Raw genomic sequence first — 19,389 nt, forward strand, 5'->3', positions numbered from 1 at the left:
GGCATGTGCCTGCTTGCGACGGCGTTGAGCGCGTGCGGGAAACAGGAGCCGGTGTATAGCGGGATTTCGGTGATGGGCCGGAATTATCTGCCGTACAACCTGAGCGGTTTCACCGTGACGGACGCGTTCGGAAACAAGGCAAGCGGAGGCGGGGACGATCCGCCGGGTGCGGGCGGGGGGAGCGTGACGTGCTGCTACCAGCTCAAGGGCTCCGAGTTCACGGTCGAATGGAAGTACTACGACGCGGATCGGTGGACGATGGACGACGCGCACGAGCAGCGAGTCGAGACAAAAGTCGTGATGCCGTCGTCGGCTCTTCCCGAGAGGGTCGGCAGCCGTATTCTCGAAGTTCATTTCTATCCGGATCGACACATCGAGCTTCAGTTTCCCGGCGAACTTCTCGACGATTCCCGTATTCCGATCGTCGGCGTCTCCCGATGGATGGCGGCGCGCTATCAGGCACAACTGGACAGGAAATTTGCAGATACGGATGGGCAGTCGCATCGACGCATCGCACGTGCAGTGGCCGCTGCGTGGCTGAAATACCGGCTGACCGACCGGCGCGATCTCGAGCAATACGCGTACTTCGCCCTGCTTGTGAGCAGCCGGTTCGATTCGCATCCGACGGTTCAGCGCATCTTGCAGACTGCCGCCGGTCAACCCGGTACGTTCGCGCAGTCGATGCAGGCCCTGCCGAAAAGCGTGCTGTCCGCGCTGGCGAGCGGCAGCTTCGAACCGGTGGCTGTTCCGGCGGTTCCAGACGGCTTGCTGCCGTCGACGCGTGTGGACGGCGCGTGACATGGTTGATTGCGCGGTGAGCGGTTCGGGCAATGAGAGAAGGGCGCCTGGCGCGGCAGGCGGAACGATATCGAGGCACGGGATATGCCGGCAACGCAGGTTGGACAATATTCAGGAAGGGAAGCACCAGTGAATAGTGCAACGAGATTTTCGAGGCTGGCGAGTCGTATCCTGGCAGGGTGTCTGCTCGTGTCGGCTATGGCGGCGTGCGGGAAGTCGGAGCCGACATATAGCGGTATTTCTGTCATAGGCCGAAATTACCTGCCGTACAACATGAGCGGTTTCACGATTACCGACGCATTTGGAAACGTGGCGAGTGGCGGCGGTGACGATCCGCCAGGGGCCGGTGGCGGAAGCGTGAAGTGTTGCTACAAGCTGAAGGGCACGGAATTCGCCGTCAAATGGAATTACTACGATGTCGACCAGTGGCATAAGGGCGACAAGCAGATGTTGCATGGTGAGGCGAAGGTATCCATGCCTCAGTCCCGGATGCCCGATGACGCGGGGGCCCGGATTCTCGAAGTGCATTTCTTCCCGGATCGGCATGTCGAATTTCAGTTTCCCGGCCAGTTGCTCGATGATGCACGCCTGCCGATCGTCGATGTCGTGAAGTGGATGAAGCAATATCAGACGCAACTCGATGGACGATACGACGAGCGCGAAGATCAGCAGTTTCGCCGTATCGCTCGTGTCGTCGCATCGGCATGGTTGAAATACCGTATGACCGATCGTGACGATTTGGAGCAGTACACATACTTCAATCTGCTCGTGAACAGTCGATTCGATGCATATCCCGACGCGCAGCGCGTATTGCGAGCCGCGGCCGGCCAGCCTGGCACATTCGCGAAGTGGGCGCTGTCGCTCCCCGGTCATGTGCGCTCGGAGTTGGCGAACGGGAAATTCGTGGCGGTGGCTACGCCCGCGATTGCCGACGGTTTGCTGCCGCAACCGCGTGTAGAGGAGAAGCCGCATGGCTGAGAAAATCAAGCTCGATCCGGACGATGCAACACCCACGTCGGTGTATTCACAACTGGTTTCCAGGAATGCGAATCTCTATCCGAAGGGCGATTGCATGCCATGCGGCGCGACGATTCGCATGGGTTTCTTCTTCGACGCATTTGGCCGTAACGCGGATCTCGACGACAAGGCGAGCTCCCGATACTCGAATATCTGCCGTCTATGGGACGCTCATCGCGATAACGACGACTCGCGTCGCCCGGCCAATCAGTTCTGGTACCGCTTCTACTATTCGGGGTTGGGCACTCCGCTCAACGAGTCCGCCAAGGCCAATGAGTGGATCAATGCGGGTGTGGCCGCGAGCAAGATGGCGGGAAAGAAGGCGTTGAGCGGGGCGAAGGCGGTCGCCCAGTCGTTCACGCGCGTCAATACGCCAATCAAGCAGGCCGATGTGAAAAAACGCGTCGGTGACGTAAAGAAGCAGTTGATCGACGACTTTCTCGACGGAGACTTTTCGCTTCGACCGATCGATAAGGCATTCCAGGATATTCGGAAGGACATCGAGCATATTCCAGCTCAGGCGCGGCGTGTCATGAACGTGTTGAATGCATCGTCTGAGCAATACTGGCGGCGCACCAAGGCTACGGGAACGCTGCTGTGGCGCAATGCGAAGAACGACTTCAAGAATAACGTCAAAGGAGCCCCCATGAAGGCGGGCTGGGCGGTCGCGCGCAGTCTTTTCGTTGGCATAGCGATGGAGAACGTGCCGATCGTGCGTGACAATGCCGTCATGGCGAAGGCGTTCGGAACGGGGGTCGATACTCGGTTGACGGCAGCCAAGGATCAATTCGAGGCTGCGTACATGGCCGTCAAGAAGCAGATGCCGAAAGTTCGGGTCATCGAAGTTTCGGTGTTCGGCGCAGACCGCGGGTGCGTGCTCGCGCGCGCGTTCATCAACGATCTGGCCGAGAAATACAAGCGAAGGGACGACATGGATCTCGCCATTGACGGTGTATCGATCGAGATCAAGTTCGTTGGTTTGCTCGATGCGGTTTCGTCCACCATGTCGGAAGAGGCCGGCGAACTGATCGGCATGGTTCCGTACCTGGGGATGATCAAGACCAGCTATAAGGATCGCTCACTCGGAATCCCGGCGAGCGTGCAGCGTTGCGTTCATTTCGCCGCGGCGCACGAGATGCGCTTCTATCAGCGTCTCGATAGTCTGGAGAACACCCGCGGGGAACAGTTCCTCTATCCCGGTACGAGCTGCGATGTCGTGGGCGGTGCGCCGAATGGTTCACTCGGCCTGAACGCCGAATTGATGCGGGTGCCTTTGCGCGACATGCTGATGGAAGCGCTGAAGGCGGGCGCAGTGATGGATACGATGGAGGATCTCTATCTCTACAAGAACGATACGTTCGACAGATTCACGATCGCCCAGCCCATCAACTGCAATGGCAAGCAATACCGCATCAAGCAACTCATCGATGCGTACCGCAAGCTCGTCCCCCGCAAGCCCGGCGCCGACTTCATGGAGGATTCGAAAGTCTTCATGCGCTGGATCGCGGCCCGCTACATGGATCCCGATTTTCGCCGCACGATTTCCGACCCCGTCGCCGACTGGAAGCGCAACATGAGTGATGCCGACCTGCAGCGCAAGACGGCGAAGTCGCAGCTCGACTGGGAGTTGCAGCGGCAAGGCATCAACATGAGCATGTTGGCCAGCCGCGGCCAGGAGGATCAGGCGAAACTGCGGGGCATGAAGGCGGCGAGCGACGCGGCGCAAAAGCGCTATGAGAAGCTGGTCGCGGAAGCGCCGAAGGACTATTCGACGGTCTGGGAGCGCCTCGAAAAGGAAGCGGCAAAGAAGCTGCGCCGCGCGTCGTATCAGGAGGGCCTGAAGCAATCCGCCGAGCGCATCCGCAACATGCCGGATTCGTGGGATTCCAATAACAAGGCCAGCGCGGATGCGGTCGAGGCGGCCATGTTGCCCGAAGCCGAGATGGAGCTCGTGTCGGCCTGGAAGGAAGGGGTCGAGGGCAAGCATCCGCTGCCGCCGGACGTCATGGCGCTGTTCGACATGCTCGTCCACGATACGTTGCTGACGAGCTGGCAGGACCATGTGCTGGCGCCGTCACTGTACTTCCGGACACGCGACAAGGACACGTTCGGGGCGAGCGATTTGGCAAAGGAGGCGGCGCGGCGCAAGAAAGACGATCTCGCCGCGGCACGGATCGACCAGGCCGCCAAGCAGAGCCAGGAATGGGCGAGGGGCTACAAGGGCGGGGCAACGCCTGCGCATTGACCGGCGTTGCGGGCTGGACCGGTGCGTCGAAAAGCGTCGGCGCACGGTTGCTCGGCATCGTGCCGGGGCGATCTGCAAGCAACTCGTCGGCGTATCGGAGGGCGATTCGGGCCGCGGCCTGATTCCAGGTACGCAGTCCGTTTCGACCCGGCGCGCGTGGTTTGTTTATCGACCGCCGTGCGGAAACGAGCACGATACGACGTGAGACCCGAAGCTGGCCTGCCAGCGCGGATCACGAACCGCCGACACGGTTCTGCGTGTGCCGAGCCTTTTGCCCGGTCGACTGTTTCTTCCGGTCCTCGATCCACGGCAACATCGAAATGCTCCCGGCGCTCAACATCAGGCCGCTGAGCAGCGCAAACGTGCCGAATCCCAGCTCGCTGGTCCACGCGCCGCGCACGACCGCATCATTGCGGCGTGCAATGCCAGGGAACAGCGGCGAAACACGTAGCCCGTCGCTGGCCGCAGCTGCGCAGTAGGTGTGGGTCAGCGTGGCGATCTGCTCGCGGCTGATTTCCGGGTCCGGTCCGCGTGAATACACCGGCGAGCCGGCCGGTTGCCAGGTCGTGTCGTATTCCATCGACCGGCCAGTGCCATAGCGGAATATCGCGTGGGCTTCCCATGTCACGTCGCGCTTGCCGTACCGCAGAGCGAGCTCGCATTGCTCGACCGCGACAGGGACACGGGGCCACGCCCGTGCGCGCAGGAGGATGGCCGAGTTGACGATGGAGATGGCGCCCACCAGCAGGAAGAGGGCGCCGAAGAACAGGATGAAGGCCGATCGCAGGCAGCGCATCGCGAGAGCCATGCGAGATTCCGGGATTCATCGGCGGGTATGTTCGAGCAATCCGGCTGCTGGCGGCACATGCGCAGTCCGTGTGCCGGCGCCGCGCCGCCGCAGCCTGGTACCACCGGGCGCGCTGCGTCGCTCGGCATTGAATCCCCGCCTACTGCCCCACCCGGAACTCGATCCGCCGATTCCGCGCCCGCCCATCCGCCGTGTCATTCGGCGCGATCGGCTGATCCGGCCCGACGCCCGTCGTCGTCATCTGCTGCGGCTGGATGTTCTTCGTGATCAGATAACCCTTCACCGCATCCGCACGCGCCTGGCTCAGCGCGATGTTCGACGTGCGGTTCCCCGAGTTGTCGGTGTGGCCGATGATGTCGACCGTGCGGTTCGGCATCTTCGCGAGCGCGGCCCCCATCTGGTCGAGGATCTGCTTGCCCTGCGGCGTGAGCGTCGCGCTACCCGTCTCGAACTCGATCGTGCGGTTCGCGAGCGTCTGGTCGAGCACGCCCTGTTCGGACGCCGACACGCGCAGCCCGTTCTTGATCGTGTACGTCGGATTCAGCGTGTTCGCCATGTCGCTCGCGAGTTGCTGGCGCTGCGCCTCGTTGTGCACCTCGCCCTTCATCTCGATCTGCGTGCCGTTGATCTTCAGCTGGCCCTTGCTGATCTGCTTGAGCTGCGCGCCGAGCAGCTTCTGCACGTTCGCGCTCCAGTTCGGCGGCGTCGCGACGTCGCCGACCTCGATCTGGTCGACCACGTTCGCCGCGCCGTAGGTGTCGCGCAGCTTCTGCAGCACGGCGGCCTTGGTCGCCTCGTCGGGCACCTTGCCGCCGACGACCACCTGGCCGGGCGTCGCGTTCGCGGGCGGCGGCACGATGGTGCCGGCGGTGCCGCGGATCACCGTGCCGGACGCCGTGGCCGGCGCGGCGCTGGCGTTCGTGTTCGCGGGCAGCGCGGCGGTCGCGACCGTGCCGTTGCCGACCGGCGTGACGGTCGCGCCGCCCGTGTTCTGCGCGTAGGCCGCGCCGCTGCCGACGACGCCGGCGGCGAGGAGGGCGGCAACGAAAGGCGAAAAGCGCGACAAGCGCGCGCGCCGGACGTGATTCGTGCGTTGCATCCCGTCAGCCTCCGATGAACGCTTCGCGGAACGCGTCGATGGCGACGCGCAGCGAGAGTTGCGGTTGGTCGAGGTAGCTGACGAGCTTGCTGATCTGCTGATCGTTTTGCGCATGGGCGTCGATCCACTCGGGATCGTCGATGTCGATGTTGTGGGCGGCGTAGGTTTGCGGATCGACGACGCTCAGCAGTGTCTTCGACGACGCGCCGTTGAAGCCGATGATCAGCCGTTCGCGCTCGGCGATCGTGCCGATGAAGATGGCGAGTTCGAAGTCGGCCTGCGCGACGAACGGCGCGATCAGCTCGAGCCAGAACGCGGCGACGAGGCTGCGATAGAACGGGTCGACCGGCAGCGGCAGCGTGAGGCCGCGCTCGATGTGCGACGAGCCGCTCTGCATCACGGGCCGCAGCAGCGAGCCGAGCGCGAGCATCGCGCCGCGCAGCCGCACGGGGTGACCGCTTTCGAGCAGCATCTGTTGCAGGCCGTACAGCGACTGGTGTTCGACGAAGTCGTTGAAGGTGCCGTCATGCGACGTGCCGGGGCCGCCGACGTCGATCGGCACTTGCGTGTCGCCGAGCGCCTGCAGCGCGCCGGGCGGCTCGTCCTTCGCGAGCAGCGGCGGGATCTGCGCGGCGACGCGCGACCACAGCCGCGCGAACGCGAGCGGGCTGCGCGCGAGGAACGCGAGCGGGCGGTCGACTTCGAGCGCGGTTGCGCCGAGGAACGGGAAGCGGCGCATCGACACGTCGTGGCTCGCGACCATGTGGCCCGCGATCGCGAGCTTGCTGCGCGAGCCGAGGAACGCGAAATGCATCGGCTTCGCATCCTCGTAGACGATCTTCCAGCGCGGATCTTCCGCGAGCAGTTCGAGCGCCTGCGCGATCCAGCGGTCGAGCGTCTGCAGCAGTTGCGGATTGTGCGCGCTCTTCACGAAGTCGCCGCGCGACGGAATCTTGCCGAAGTAGGCGATTTGCGCCTGGACGGTTTGCGTCATTGCGCCCCCTGTGCATTGTTTGCGGTGGCGGCCGTGACGGCCGGTGCTGCAGCCGGCGTGCCCGTGCCGGCCTGCGTCGCGTTCTGCGCGGCGCCCGCGCTCGCATCGGCGACCGACGACGGCAGTTGCAGGCCGCGCAGGCTCTGCTGCTGCGGCTGGTCGCCGCCGCCGCTCGTCGGTTGCGACGTGCTGATGATGCGCATCGTCACCGACACGTTCACGCTGCCCTGGACCCACGTGAGGTCGAAGGTGCCGTCCGGACGCCGCTTGCGCTGCGCCGAGTTGATCAGCTTCTCGAGACCGTAGCGGCCCGGCTCGTTGACGAGCTGCACCGTGCGGCCGTCGAAGGTCGTCGCGGACAGCGTCGCGCCCGGCGAGCCCTGCGGATTCGGCCACACGAAGTTGGTCCACTGCGGCGGCGTGTTGCGGTAACGCAGCTGCTGGCCGTCGATCGCGATCGTGTATTCCGTCGTGCCGGTGCTCGGCTGCGGCAGGATCTGGAACACGGTCTGCGGCTCGGATGCCGCGGCCGCGCCGCCTGCCGCGCCACCGGCGAGCGGGGCGACCCAGCGCGCGAAGCCGTTCGTGAAGTCCGGCGTGAGGCCGATGCCCATGTCGCCCCACGTGCGGGCGGCGAGCGTGTCGCCGCGGCGCACCGCGAGCGGGCCCAGCGTCGTGCCGACGAACTTCGCGATCGCGCCGTCCGGACCGAACACCTGCGCGATTTCACCGGCGCCGGCCTCGACCTTCGCGCTCGGCGCGAACGGGTACTTCGTCGCGAGCGAGCTCTGGAACGGCTGGTAGACCTGCGCGTTCCACACCTTGTTGACTTCGGCGCTGGCCGGCTGGATCACCACCGAGAACGCCTGCATCAGCGGCCGCACCAGCAGCGGACGCAGCGACTTGCGTTGCGAATCGGTGAGGCCCGTCAGCATCTGCTCGTCGACGAACTTCAGCGAATCGGCGAGTTCCGACCCGTTGCCGTCGAGCGTCTGCTGCATCAGCTGGCGCGCGCCGGGGCCGGGGTCGCCCTGGTTCTTGATCACGTTGAAGCGCGTGCGGACCTTCGACAGCGAGTCCATGTAGCCCTTGAGCATCGACGTGCCGTCATGCGTCGCGACGATCCGCGCGAGCCCGATGAACTCCTGGCCGATCGGACCCATCGGCACTTCGGCCGGATTGCCGTTGATGTCGATGTTCGCGGCTGCGATCTGGCCGGCCTGCGAGCGCGAGAACAACTGCTTGACCCAGTTCACGACACCCGTTTGCGCCTTCTTGATCGCCACGTTGGCGAGCGACGGGTTGTCCCACGACGTCTGGTCGTACGCGGTCTCGAGGATCTTGCGGATCGGCGAATCCTGCGGGTCGCCGAGGCGGTTCATCCCGTCGACGGCCTGGCCGAAGCTGCTGAAGCCCTGTACCGCAATGCCCTGCATGAACTTCTGCCAGTGCTGCGCGTACTCGGTCTTGTACATGCCGACGAGCGTCTTCTGGATCTGTTCGGGGCTGCCTTCCAGCGTCAGGTCGTCCTGCGTCGACGTGTTCAGCACCCAGTCCTTCGCCTGCAGTTCCTTGGTCGCCGCGTCGCGGATCGCCGGCTGCACGTAGTCGAACCACGCTTCGCGCGTGAACGTGCCCGGGATCGCATAGCTGCCGGCGATCAGGCCCTGGTTGCCGTCGCCGACGATGCGCGCGACGGTCATCGGCGCGAAGCGGGTCGATGCGCGTGCCTTGATTTCCTCATAGACGCGCTGGCGGGCCGGCATCCCGCGCACGACGTGGCGCAGGTTCTCGCGGGTCTGGTCGACGAGCGCGAGGTTCGCGTCGATCATCGGCCAGTCGTCGTCGTTCACGCGCGACAGATAGAACGAGATCATGCGCTCGGCGCTCTTGATCATCTCGTCGCGCGGCATGTTGCCGCGATTCGTTTCGAGCCAGCCGCGCCAGAAGCGCGCGAGCTGGTCGGTCAGGTGCGCCTGTTCGACGTGACGCTTGTCGGACAGCATCAGGTAGGTCTTCAGCGCGTTGTACGCGTCCTGCACGTTGGTCGGCGACGCGTCGCTGTACAGCCCGCCCTGCGGTGCAGCCGGCGGCTGCTGTGCGGTGTCCGTCGCGGCGGCCGCGGCGGACGCGCCTTGCGCGGCGCCGGCCAGCGGCGCGGCTCCCGGCGGGTTCGTCGAAACAGGCTGCGCGCCGCCCTGCACGGCGCCCGATTCGGGCGGGCGCGTCATCGGCACGAGCTGTTCGGGGTGTGCGTTCACGTCCTTCATGAACGACGCGAGATTCTGCGAGACCGGCGCCAGCAGGATCTGGCGCACGCCGTTGTAGTACTCGGTCAGCAGATGCTGTTCGAGACGGTCGCCCTGGTACAGGCCGAGCGACACCGACAGCGGCTTGTCGCGGCGGAACTGCTCGAGCTGTTCGATCCGGTCCTCGAGGATGTCCATCGCCTGCAGGCGCGACTGCAGGTCGTTGCGGCCCTGCTGCAGGCGCGTGACGTTGTCGAGGTCGGCCTGCACGTTCGTGACGAGCTGCTGGTTGCCGATCGTCGACCAGGTCCAGCCGCCGAGCGCGAGCGCGAGTGCGGCGACGAAGCCGAAGAAGGTCGCGTAGCGCAGCCGCGTCTTGGTCGGGCTCGCGAACTGGCGCACGGTCTGGCGATCCGCGAAGATCACCTTCGAGAACAGGTCGCGCAGGAAGAAGCCGTTCTTCGAGAATGCGCTATGCGGTTTCGGCAGCGCGTTCGCGTCGAGGCCGAAGCGGCTCGCGATGCGCTGCGCGGCGGCGCTGTTGGTTTCGCCTTCCTGCAGTGCGCTCGTGAAATAGAAGCCGCGGAAGATCGGCTTGTACTGGAACGGGTTGTTTTCGAACAGCGTCGCGAGGAACGCGCGCAGCGACGGCTTGATCGTCGAGAATTCGAGCGGAAAGCTCAACTGGCCCGGCGACAACTGGTTGCCGCGCGACAGCGACAGCTGCGCGACGCTGATTTCCTTCAGCCCTTCGTACAGTTCCTCGAAGTGCGTGTCGAACTGCGCGACGACGTCGCGCTTGTCGTCCGGCTCGTAGGGCAGGGTGGCGCCCCACACGCGGTCGTACTCGTGCTTGTCGCTGCTGCTGAAGAATTCGGTGAAGCCGGTGATCAGGTCGGCCTTCGTGAACATCACGTAGACCGGTGCGAACACTTCGAGCTTTTCCGTCAGTTCCTGAACGCGCTGGCGGAGGTTTTTCGCGAGGTTGATCGCAAATTCAGGGCGGTTGCCGGTGAGTTCGGCGATGCTGGCGGTGACGATGATGCCGTTGATCGGCGCCTTCGGACGGTAGCGCTTCAGCAGGCCGAGAAAGCCGAGCCATTCGCTGCGGTCTTCCTCGTGTACCGAATAGCGGCCGGCCGTGTCGAGCAGGATCCCTTCGGTCGTGAAGAACCAGTCGCAGTTACGCGTGCCGCCGATGCCGTGGATCACGGCGCTGTTCTTGTCCGCGAACGGAAACTGCAGGCCCGAGTTCAGCACGGCGCTGCTCTTGCCCGCGGCCGGATTGCCGATCACGATGTACCACGGCAGTTCGTACAGCGCGGAGCCGCCCGACACCTGGCCGATCTTCGACGTCTTGATCGTCTTCACAGCGTCGGACAGGCGCGTGCGCAGCACGTCGAGGTCTGCCGTCTTCGCATCGGGTGCGATCGCGGCGGCGGCCGGTGCCGCGATCTTGCCGGTTTCCGCCTGCTCTTCCAGCACCTGGCCGAGCTGCTGGTTCGCGCGCTTCACGCGCCAGCGGCGCCACAACGCGACGCCGAGCCACAGCACGAGGATCGCCGCGAAGGCGATCGCCGCCCACAGGAGCGGCAACTGCAGCATGTCGACGGCGATGAAGAGAATCGCCGCTAGCGCGACGATCCCGACGATCGAGAGCGTACGCGGATGAGTCAGCACGTTGAGGATGCGTTGCATAGGACGTTCAGGTTCCGGTGCGATTCGGTGAGGCGACGCAGGCGCGTCGAGCGGCAAGGGTGGCGCCGCGGTGTGTCGCCATGCTGTCAGACGGGATGAAGGGGGCTGGCATCAATGCGCTCGCGGCATCGGAGAAGGCGCGCGCATTAATGAAAGGACGCTGTGAGAATTAAAACGGAAGCGGCGGCCTGAAAAAATCGTGCAACGGAATGCCCGATCGATTGCGCCGCCCAAATAGTTTCCTGCCGGGTGATTAAAAAGCCCCATGCCGCCCTCATTATTTCTTGTACGACAGCCCTGACTAGCTGCCGCGTCCCAGTTTAAAACCGGGTTTATGGTATTCCACGTGCCCGAGATCCATCATCTTCCAGCGGCCCCCCCAGGTCAGGCCGACCTGCTCGGCAACTTGTCCGTACAACTGGTAGCCGCGCATCGCCCAGGGATCTTTCTCGGAAATGACCAGCTTGCCGTCGCGCAGGAATGCGTTGTCGGCCGCCAGCCCGAATTGGTGATAACTCTGGAAGGCCGCCGCGTTGGTCACGTTGGTGCCCATCTGCGCGAGCCGGTTCTGGCGTTCCGGGCTCCGATAACCTTCCAGCAGCGCCATTTCATAACCATATTGTTCGTGCATGATCTTGTAGACCAGCAGCAAACGCGTGCGGAAGTCGGGATCCAGCAGGTTCCAGTCGCGGCTCGCATCCTTCAGCGCCGGCCGTACCTGTTCGACTTCCTTCGTGGCAAAGACTTCAGGCGGCAGCGGCGGAGGCGGGACGAGCTGCTCGCCCTGCAGCAACGCGGCGATCTTCTCGTCGGGCACGCGCGCCGTGTCGTCGTACTGAAACAATTGCCGACCGCGTAACGCAATGGCCACCAATGGCGGCGTCGCAAGAATACCTGCCGATACCATAATCATCAAGCGCCGTCGAATCAGTAAATTTTGCGCATCACTTAATGCGTCGCGGGTAATGCTTGCCGATTTAACAATTCGACTTCGCGTACGCGCGGCGCGATCGTTCGCACGGCGCGTTAGACGGCCGTGAAACTGGGCGACGGATTCGAAAACGGTCGCGCGGATACCCGGTAAAAGCAACAGTGCCGCGACCGCGACGGCAAGGGCGAAATAGGCGACGAGTGCGACGGCAATCAACGAAATCCCCGGAAATTGGAATTGATTGTGTTTTGCAATGCTTGCTCTTAGAATCAGGCTGCTTTGAGAGGCCGGGCTATATTATCGCGGTGAATTAAACCAGGATTCAATGAGACGCTGAATGAGTGCGCCGGAAAATTCAAATTCGAAAACCCCGCCTAGCCTGCTGTCCGACAGCAAGCCGGCAGGCGAGGGTGGACCGCAGCAATCGCGCATTCTCGCGAATCTGGAAGGACGTGTCACGCCGCCGGCCGAATCGTCGCGCCGCTCGCTGAAGGGGCCGATCGCGGCCGTGGTCGCGCTCGTGGTCGCCGTCGGCGGCTGGGGCGCATGGCGCTGGCAGCAGCAATCCGGCGAGCCGGCCGTCGTGGCCGCCGCGCCCGCGCAGGCAGCCGCGAAGGCCGAACCGGCCAGCGGTGCCGCGCAGGTCGCGCAGAATGCCGCGTCGGCGGCGTCCGCCGTTCAACCGGCGACGATCGTCAACGAGGATGCCGCATCCGCGACCGTTGCGTCCGCATCGTCCGCGTCCGGCACGGACGACAGCCGTCTGTCGCGTGCGCTCGCGAACGGGGCCGACGATACGCCGGGCGCCGCTACCGCAGGCGCCGCCGCGGCAACGGCAGCCGCGGTTGCAACGACGAAAACCGCGAAAGCCGACGCAGCGAAGAACGACAAGGTCGCGGCACGCAGCAAGGCGGAGGCCCGCAAGCATCGCAAGGAACAGGCAGAGCTCGCGCAGGCGAAGAAGCGTCGCGAAACGGCGGCCCGTACCGGCGGCGCGCGATCGTCAGGGAAGGACGATCCGGATGCCGATCTGCTGGCGGCGCTCGTCGCGCGCACGAAACCGGCCGACAAGAAGGCCGCCGCGCAGAAGGCGCAGGCCGGGCCGACGAAGACGGCGGCCGCGACGGGCGGCTCGCTCGCCTCGCGCGTGAAGGACTGCTCGGAGCGTGGTTTCTTCGAGGATCAGCTGTGCCGCTGGCGCGTTTGCGAGGGCCACTGGGGCAAGGATCCGGCATGCCCGGCCGCCGCGCAGTCCGAGACGCGGCAGTAAGCTGCATTACACTACCGGTTCATCGCACACGCGCCGCCCTTGAGCGGCGCGTTGCTTTTGGGGCCGCGGGCGGCGCGCGCATCGTCGTGTGTGACAGTGTCACGCGAGCGTCACACGCGTCGTGCATACGTTTCCTTTCTTTTCCCGGCGTGGCGCCGCGATGCGCGATGCGCGGCGCGGTGCGCGCAGCATGACCTTCGACACGATGGATCTGATCGTACAGACTTACGGCGCCGATACGTCCGGCATGGTGTGCGGATTCCGCTTCGTCCCGGGCGGGTCGGGCGCAATGCTCGATGCCGACGCGGCCGCCGCGTGGCTGCATACGTGCCGCGGGCACGAGGCGGTGGCATCGGACGATTTCGTCTGGCTGCATTTCAATCTCGCGCACGGCGCGAGCGAGCGCTGGATGCGCACGCATCTCGGGCTGCCCGACAGCTTCTTCGAATTCCTGCACGAAGGATCGCGTTCGACGCGCATCGAGCAGGAGGACGGCGCGCTGCGCGCGATCGTCAACGACGTGATGTTCAATCTCGAGCTGACGCCGTCGGAAATCGCGACGCTGTTCGTCCATGTCGAGCGGCGCATCATGGTCACCGCGCGGCTCAAGCCGCTGCGCTCGGTCGATACGCTGCGCGCATGCGTGCGCGACGGCGAGCAGTTCCGGTCGCCGGCCGAACTGCTCGTGCACCTGCTGCACGACCAGGCCGACCTCCTGATCCAGATCATGCGACGCACGAGCGTCGACGTCGATCGCATCGAGGATCGCTTCCTGTCGCAGCGGCTCACGTCGAATCGCGTCGAGCTGGGTGCGATGCGCCGCACGCTGACGCGCCTGCAACGCATGCTGGCGCCCGAGCCCGGGTCGATCTTCCGGCTGCTGGCGAAGCCGCCCGCGTGGCTGCATGCCGAAGACGTGCAGGAGTTGCGCGAGTCGACCGAGGAGTTCTCGCTCGTGCTCGCCGATCTGTCGGGGCTCAACGAGCGGATCAAGCTGCTGCAGGAAGAGATCGGCTCGCGGCTCGACGAGCAGAACAACCGGACGCTCTTCACGCTGACGCTCGTGACCGTGATCGCACTGCCGATCAATATCGTCGCGGGCTTCTTCGGGATGAACGTCGGCGGTGTGCCGTTCTCGGAGAACAAGCACGGGTTCTGGCTGATGGTGCTGCTGGTGGCGGGCTTTACCGCGCTCGCCGCATGGTGGGCGTTTCGCCGGCGCGACGATCGCTAGCGGCGGCCGCATCACGCCGGCAACGCGTCAGCGCAGCAGCGTGATCGCGTGCTCGCCGATCACCATCCCGAGCAGGCCGACGAGCGCGACGAGCGGCGGGGCCGGCGAGCGCACGTGCAGCAGTGCGTACAGCACGCCGACGCCGAGGCCCACCGCAAGCGAAAGCAGGTAATTCATCATGGCGGTCTCCGTGCCGGGCGGCGTCACGGTTTGAGGATCACGCGCTCGCGCGCGCCGGCCAGCACTGCGCGATATGCATCGTGCGCGCGCTCGAGCGGGTACGTGTACGCCTCCTCGATCGGGAACGCGCGCAGCGTGCCGTTGCCGAAGCCGGGCGCGAGCGTATCGAGGATGTTCGCGACCGCGGTGCCGCCGAGCTGCAGCGAATCGACGCCGACGTACGTGTGCTGGCCGCGATAGAACGAGAAGATGTCGAACGGCACGCTGCGGTCGATCGTCGAGATGAAGATCTGGCGCCCACCGATCGCCATCGATGCGTTCGCCGCTTCGAAATACGGGCTGCCCACCGTGTTGTAGACGATGTCCGCGCCGTGCCCGCCGGTCGCCGCGCGCACCGCGTCGGCCACCGCTTCGCGCGAAGCGTCGATCACGCGCACGTCGCCCGATGCGTGGCCGCGATAGGCGCCGGGGCCGCGCTCGACGCCGATCACCGTTGCGCCGCGCGCGGTCGCAAGCTGGATCGCGGCCTGGCCGACCTTGCCGTTTGCGCCGAACACGAGCACGACGTCGCCGGCCTCGGGCATGCCGGCGCGCCGCAGCCCTTCGTACGCGGTGACGAACGGCACGCCGATGCCGGCCGCTTCGTCGAGCGTCAGCACGGCCGGCTTGCGGCGTACTTGCGCAGCATCGAGCACCAGCCATTGCGCATGCGAGCCGTCGCGCCCGACGCCGAGGTCGCCGCCCGAGCCCCATACCGGCGCACCGATCCAGCCGTCGGGGCCGCCGCGCACGATGCCGGCCCAGTCGCGGCCGGGCGTGCGCGGCCACACCGCATGCGGCATGCGCCCGAGCGCGGCTTTCACGTCGCTCGGATTGACGCCGGCCGCGCGCACCTCGATCAGCATCTGGCCGTCGCCCGGCACGGGCGGGTCGACTTCCCTGACGCGTGCGTCGAGCGACTCGATGTCGGGAGCGGGGGCGTCGAAGCGGATGCTGCGCATGATGATCTCCGTGAAGAGGGGCTGGCGCGCTGCCCGGCTGGCGGGCGCATGCAGCGGTGGAACAGGATGACTGGAGTCTAGTCGGCCGGATTTGACATGGAAATGTGCAAAGGCGAATGATTGCTTTGCATTTATTGCATAGCAATCCCGGGAGCCGGCATGGACGACTTTCTTTCTCCGCATCTGGCGCTGTTCGTCGACGTGGTCGACCAGCAGAGCTTTTCGGCGGCCGCGCGCCGGCTGGGCGTCGCCGCATCGTCGGTCACGCGGCGCATCGACCGGCTCGAGGCGCAGCTCGGCATCCGCCTTCTGCATCGCACCACGCACGCGCTTCGGCCGACCGAGGCCGGTCTGCTGCTGTACGGTCGCGCGACGCGGATGCTCGCCGAACTGCGCGGGCTGCAGGAGGACCTGCACAGCCAGCACGACGAGCCGAGCGGGCTGCTGCGCGTCGACTGTCCGGCACCGTTCGGCCGCAGGCACCTGATGGCCGCGCTGGCCGCGTTCATGCAGCGTCATCCGGCGCTGCAGGTCGACCTGTTGCTGACGGACAGCATGGTCGATCCGCAAGGCACGCGGCTCGGCTCCGACGTCGATCTCGCGGTGCGCATCGGCCCGCTGGAAGACACGCGCTTCGTCGCGACCGTGCTTGCGCCGCAACGCCGCGTGCTGTGCGCGAGCCCCGACTACGTCGCGCGGCGCGGCGAACCCGAATCGCCCGACGCGCTGTCCGGGCACGATTGCCTCGCGTGGCACGGCGCGCCGCCGCCGGGCGCATGGCGTTTCGACGGCCGCCGTCACGTGCCGTCGCAGCCGCGGTTTCGCAGCAACCATTCCGAGGCGCTGCTCGAAGCGGCGATCGACGGGCTCGGCGTCGCGCACCTGCCGACCTGGCTCGCGGGGGACGCGCTGCGCGACGGTCGGCTGCGTGCCTTGCTGCCGCGTTATGCGGCCGCGCCCGAGCCGGCGACGATCCACGTGCTGCGCCAGCAGGCGCGCGGCAGCGCACGCGCGTCGCGGCTGGTCGCGTTCCTCGCCACGTGGTTCGCGCAGCCCGCGTGGGATGCCGCGTGGGCGTGACGACATGATCGACGGCGTGCAATGAAAAACGGGCCCCGCGTGCGGGGCCCGTCGAACAGCGGGAAGCGCCGGCCGGCACCGCGGCGTGCGCGGCGCGGCCGGTCGAACGACAACGTTACTGAGCCACCGTCTTGCGCGGCTTGAACATGCCCTGGTAGCGCAGCGTCGGGCGCTCCTTCTCCACCGGCGCGATACCGCCGAAGCTCGGCGTCTGGCGCAGCTTCATCGCGGCCGGCGAAGCGACCGAGCCGATCGACGTCGAACGCGAAGCCGGCGCGAGGTTGTTCGCGACGAGCAGCGCGGCCTCGCTCTTCAGGTTCGCGAGCAGCACCGGATCGGTCGACGTGTTGATCTGCGTGAGCAGGCCGCTCCATGCCGCGTCGCTGTAGTTCACGACGTAGTAGTCGAGACCGCTCGGATCCGCGACCACGCCCGTGCAGCCTTCGATCCGCGTCTGCGTCTGCGTGTCCTTCAGCGCGAGCGTCGTGTGTTTCGCGAGACCTTGGCCGTACGCGAGCGTGAGCGGCACCGTCCATTGCAGGCCCGGATACGCGTTCTTGTTCGGGAACGGCTGCTGTCTCAGCGTGACGACCGTCTGGTTCTTCGTCAGGTCGCACTGCGTGTCGAGCGAGATCAGCGGCACGCCCGTCTGGCGCACGTAGCTGTCGCCGATCGGGCCGACCGACTGGCCGCTCGCCTTCGACAGCGCATCCCACAGACGCTTCGGCGTGCCGTTGCCGAACGAGTAGTCGACCAGGTACTGCTGCAGGCCGTGGCGCAGTGTCTGCTCGCCGAGATAGTTCTCGAGCGTCTTCAGCACGTGGCCGCCCTTGTCGTACGTGAACGCGCTCGCGCTCAGCACGAAGTCGTTCGACGCCCAGTCGTTGAAGTTCGGTGCGACCGGGAACGCGTTCGGGCCGATGTCGCGGTTGATCACGCGGTACTTGTTCTTCACCTGGTCGAGCCAGCTGAACTGGTCGGGGAAGAACTGGATCGTCGTCTTCGTCTCGAAGAACGTCGCGAACGACTCGTTGAGCCACACGTCGTCCCACCAGTCGGTCGTGACCAGATCGCCGAACCACTGGTGCGCGACTTCGTGCGTCAGCACTTCATTGCCGTATTGCGACATCGGCTGGCCCGGCTGCGGCAGGATGTCGTCGGCGAATTCGAGGATCGAACCCCAGTTCTCCATCCCGCCGAAGTTCAGATCCTTCTGTTCCTTGAACGCGTCGTTCGCGGCGACTGTGTCGAACTTCGTCAGCGGCAGCGGGATACCCGTGTAGCGGTAGTAGAAATCGAGGGCCTGCTTGGTGCGGTCCATTGCCGGCTTCGCCCAGTCGCTCATGCCCGGCGGCGTGAACACGCGCAGATGCAGGCCGCCCTTGCCGCCCGGCAGCGGGCTCGTGAAATTGTCCTCGTAGGTGTCGAACATGCCGCCGCCGAAGAACAGCAGGTACGACGGCATCGGCGGCGTCTTCTCGAACTGCACGAGCTTGTAGCCGTCGCCGACGTTGGTCGACGGCTTCTCGGCCGCGTTCGACACGACGCGCCAGCTTTGCGGCACTTCGGCCGTCACTTCATAGGTCGGACGGAACGCGGGTTCGTCCCAGCCCGGGAACCACTGGCGCGCCAGGTTGGTTTCGCCCTGCGTGAGAATCGCGCCGCTCGTCTTGCCGTCGGTGCCCTTCAGGTCGACGCGGAAGACGCCTTCCGCCGCCGAGCAGCCCGGATACGGATCGTCGCCGCAGCTGCCGCCGGTCTTCGCGACCGGATCGTCATACGACTTGAAGTTGATGATGCCCGACCACTCCATGTGCAGCGAATAGTTGCCCGCCGCGATCGTGCCGCTGACCGGGCGCAACTGGTAGTAGTCGCCCTTGTCCTGCGGCGTCGCGATCAGCTGGATGTTGCCCGGCTGCAGCGTGATGCGGCCGTTCGTGAACTTGATCCGGTGGCCGGCGATCACGATGTTGTTGACCGGCTTCAACACCTTGATCTCGACGTCGGCGCGCCCGTCGAACGCGTTCAGCGCGTCGTTCGGGCGGAACCATAGCCGGTAGTTGACCGGGACGACGGTGTCCGGGAGCTCGACAGGCGGCACGTTCTTGTCGACGTTGGCGGTAGCCGGCGGAGGTGCGCTCGGCGGCGTGGTGACGGCGGGCGTCGAGCCCGGCTGCGGTGCGCCGGCGGAGCTGAGCGCGGAAGCCGAGCCCGTGCCGCCGTCGTCGCCGCCGCATCCGGCGAGTGCCAGTGCGGCGACGAGCGGCAGATAACGCATCTTGCGAATGTTGATCGACATGACTGAAACCTCGATTGTTGAAAGAATCGTTCAGTGCTGCGAAAACGCCGGCAAAAGCAATCCCCCGCCGTTAATCAACGGCGACGCGAAATGCCAGTGGCGGATATTCGAAAAAGACGGTCGACCGACTACGTGAAGGTAATCATGGTTTACTGCCCCCTCTGTGTTTTCCGGATATCGGTTAACTTGCCGGTTAAAAATGGCCGGGCGCGTGTTGTACTGAATTGATTTCGCGCGCACGACACGGGGCCGCCCGCCCGCTGCGGGCGCGCATTCCCTTTGCACCGACGACCCACGGGGCTGGCCGCACCAGGCCGCGCGACGGAAGGACGGCGTGTCGCCGTTCCGTAAAATCGCCGTCATGCGGTTTCAAGGTTTGTCGGCCTGCTCGAAGGATGCGTAAATATACTTGATGGTTTTGGGTAAAGGAAACGAAAAAATTAGAAGGCGCGTCTATTGGGTTTTTTGCGCGCGATTGAATGGTGA

General features: G+C 65.4%; 14 protein-coding genes. 6 read left to right on the forward strand and 8 right to left on the reverse strand.

Annotation, left to right across the window (positions count from 1 at the left end; all coding sequences use genetic code 11):
• The first annotated feature begins 3 nt into the window (after positions 1 to 3).
• The 3 genes from DCN14_RS16505 (at position 4) to DCN14_RS16515 (ending at position 4,060) form a co-directional block, all read left to right on the forward strand.
• On the forward strand, positions 4 to 798 hold the full coding sequence (locus DCN14_RS16505) for a DUF3304 domain-containing protein (RefSeq protein ID WP_096504338.1): 795 nt from the start codon (positions 4 to 6) through the stop codon (positions 796 to 798).
• Positions 799 to 996: 198 nt separating this feature from the next.
• Positions 997 to 1,776 carry a DUF3304 domain-containing protein gene (locus DCN14_RS16510; protein ID WP_096504340.1) on the forward strand — a complete coding sequence of 260 codons (780 nt, stop codon included), beginning with the start codon at positions 997 to 999 and terminating at the stop codon, positions 1,774 to 1,776.
• A complete protein-coding gene (locus DCN14_RS16515; protein ID WP_096504342.1) occupies positions 1,769 to 4,060 on the forward strand; it encodes a DUF2235 domain-containing protein in 2,292 nt (763 codons plus the stop codon). Before DCN14_RS16510 ends, DCN14_RS16515 begins: the two co-directional genes overlap by 8 nt.
• 232 nt (positions 4,061 to 4,292) lie before the next feature.
• Here DCN14_RS16515 and DCN14_RS16520 read toward each other — a convergent pair whose 3' ends face one another.
• From DCN14_RS16520 to DCN14_RS16540, 5 genes are all read right to left on the reverse strand, one after another.
• A complete protein-coding gene (locus DCN14_RS16520) occupies positions 4,293 to 4,868 on the reverse strand; it encodes a DUF3592 domain-containing protein (protein WP_096504344.1) in 576 nt (191 codons plus the stop codon).
• 139 nt (positions 4,869 to 5,007) lie between these two features.
• Positions 5,008 to 5,967: an OmpA family protein gene (locus DCN14_RS16525; RefSeq protein WP_096504346.1), complete on the reverse strand. Its 960-nt coding sequence runs from the start codon at positions 5,965 to 5,967 to the stop codon at positions 5,008 to 5,010.
• A 4-nt stretch (positions 5,968 to 5,971) separates the two neighbouring features.
• A complete protein-coding gene (gene tagF, locus DCN14_RS16530; protein ID WP_096504348.1) occupies positions 5,972 to 6,961 on the reverse strand; it encodes a type VI secretion system-associated protein TagF in 990 nt (329 codons plus the stop codon).
• Positions 6,958 to 10,908 (reverse strand): type VI secretion system membrane subunit TssM, encoded by a 3,951-nt coding sequence (gene tssM, locus DCN14_RS16535; protein WP_096504350.1) that lies wholly within the window; start codon positions 10,906 to 10,908, stop codon positions 6,958 to 6,960. The genes tagF and tssM overlap by 4 nt, the downstream gene beginning before the upstream one ends.
• Positions 10,909 to 11,209: 301 nt before the next feature.
• A complete protein-coding gene (locus DCN14_RS16540; RefSeq protein ID WP_096504352.1) occupies positions 11,210 to 12,055 on the reverse strand; it encodes a M15 family metallopeptidase in 846 nt (281 codons plus the stop codon).
• A 121-nt stretch (positions 12,056 to 12,176) separates the two neighbouring features.
• On the opposite strand from DCN14_RS16540, the gene DCN14_RS16545 reads away from it, so the two are divergent.
• Positions 12,177 to 13,109 carry a phage tail protein gene (locus tag DCN14_RS16545; protein WP_096504354.1) on the forward strand — a complete coding sequence of 311 codons (933 nt, stop codon included), beginning with the start codon at positions 12,177 to 12,179 and terminating at the stop codon, positions 13,107 to 13,109.
• 205 nt (positions 13,110 to 13,314) lie between these two features.
• The gene (locus DCN14_RS16550; RefSeq protein ID WP_096504453.1) at positions 13,315 to 14,343 is read left to right on the forward strand and encodes a transporter; all 1,029 of its coding nucleotides are present in this window, start codon (positions 13,315 to 13,317) and stop codon (positions 14,341 to 14,343) included.
• 27 nt (positions 14,344 to 14,370) lie between these two features.
• Here the strand turns inward: DCN14_RS16550 and DCN14_RS16555 are convergent, their stop codons facing one another.
• A complete protein-coding gene (locus tag DCN14_RS16555; RefSeq protein WP_096504356.1) occupies positions 14,371 to 14,523 on the reverse strand; it encodes a DUF1427 family protein in 153 nt (50 codons plus the stop codon).
• 23 nt (positions 14,524 to 14,546) lie between these two features.
• Positions 14,547 to 15,524 carry a zinc-binding alcohol dehydrogenase family protein gene (locus DCN14_RS16560; RefSeq protein ID WP_096504358.1) on the reverse strand — a complete coding sequence of 326 codons (978 nt, stop codon included), beginning with the start codon at positions 15,522 to 15,524 and terminating at the stop codon, positions 14,547 to 14,549.
• Between the two features lie 159 nt (positions 15,525 to 15,683).
• On the opposite strand from DCN14_RS16560, the gene DCN14_RS16565 reads away from it, so the two are divergent.
• Positions 15,684 to 16,604 carry a LysR family transcriptional regulator gene (locus tag DCN14_RS16565; RefSeq protein ID WP_096504360.1) on the forward strand — a complete coding sequence of 307 codons (921 nt, stop codon included), beginning with the start codon at positions 15,684 to 15,686 and terminating at the stop codon, positions 16,602 to 16,604.
• Positions 16,605 to 16,719: 115 nt separating this feature from the next.
• On the opposite strand, the gene DCN14_RS16570 is transcribed toward DCN14_RS16565, so the two are convergent.
• Positions 16,720 to 18,903: a M1 family metallopeptidase gene (locus DCN14_RS16570; RefSeq protein WP_096504362.1), complete on the reverse strand. Its 2,184-nt coding sequence runs from the start codon at positions 18,901 to 18,903 to the stop codon at positions 16,720 to 16,722.
• Positions 18,904 to 19,389 lie beyond the last annotated feature (486 nt).

The organism is Burkholderia sp. IDO3, assembly GCF_003366075.1.
Lineage (GTDB): Bacteria > Pseudomonadota > Gammaproteobacteria > Burkholderiales > Burkholderiaceae > Burkholderia > Burkholderia anthina.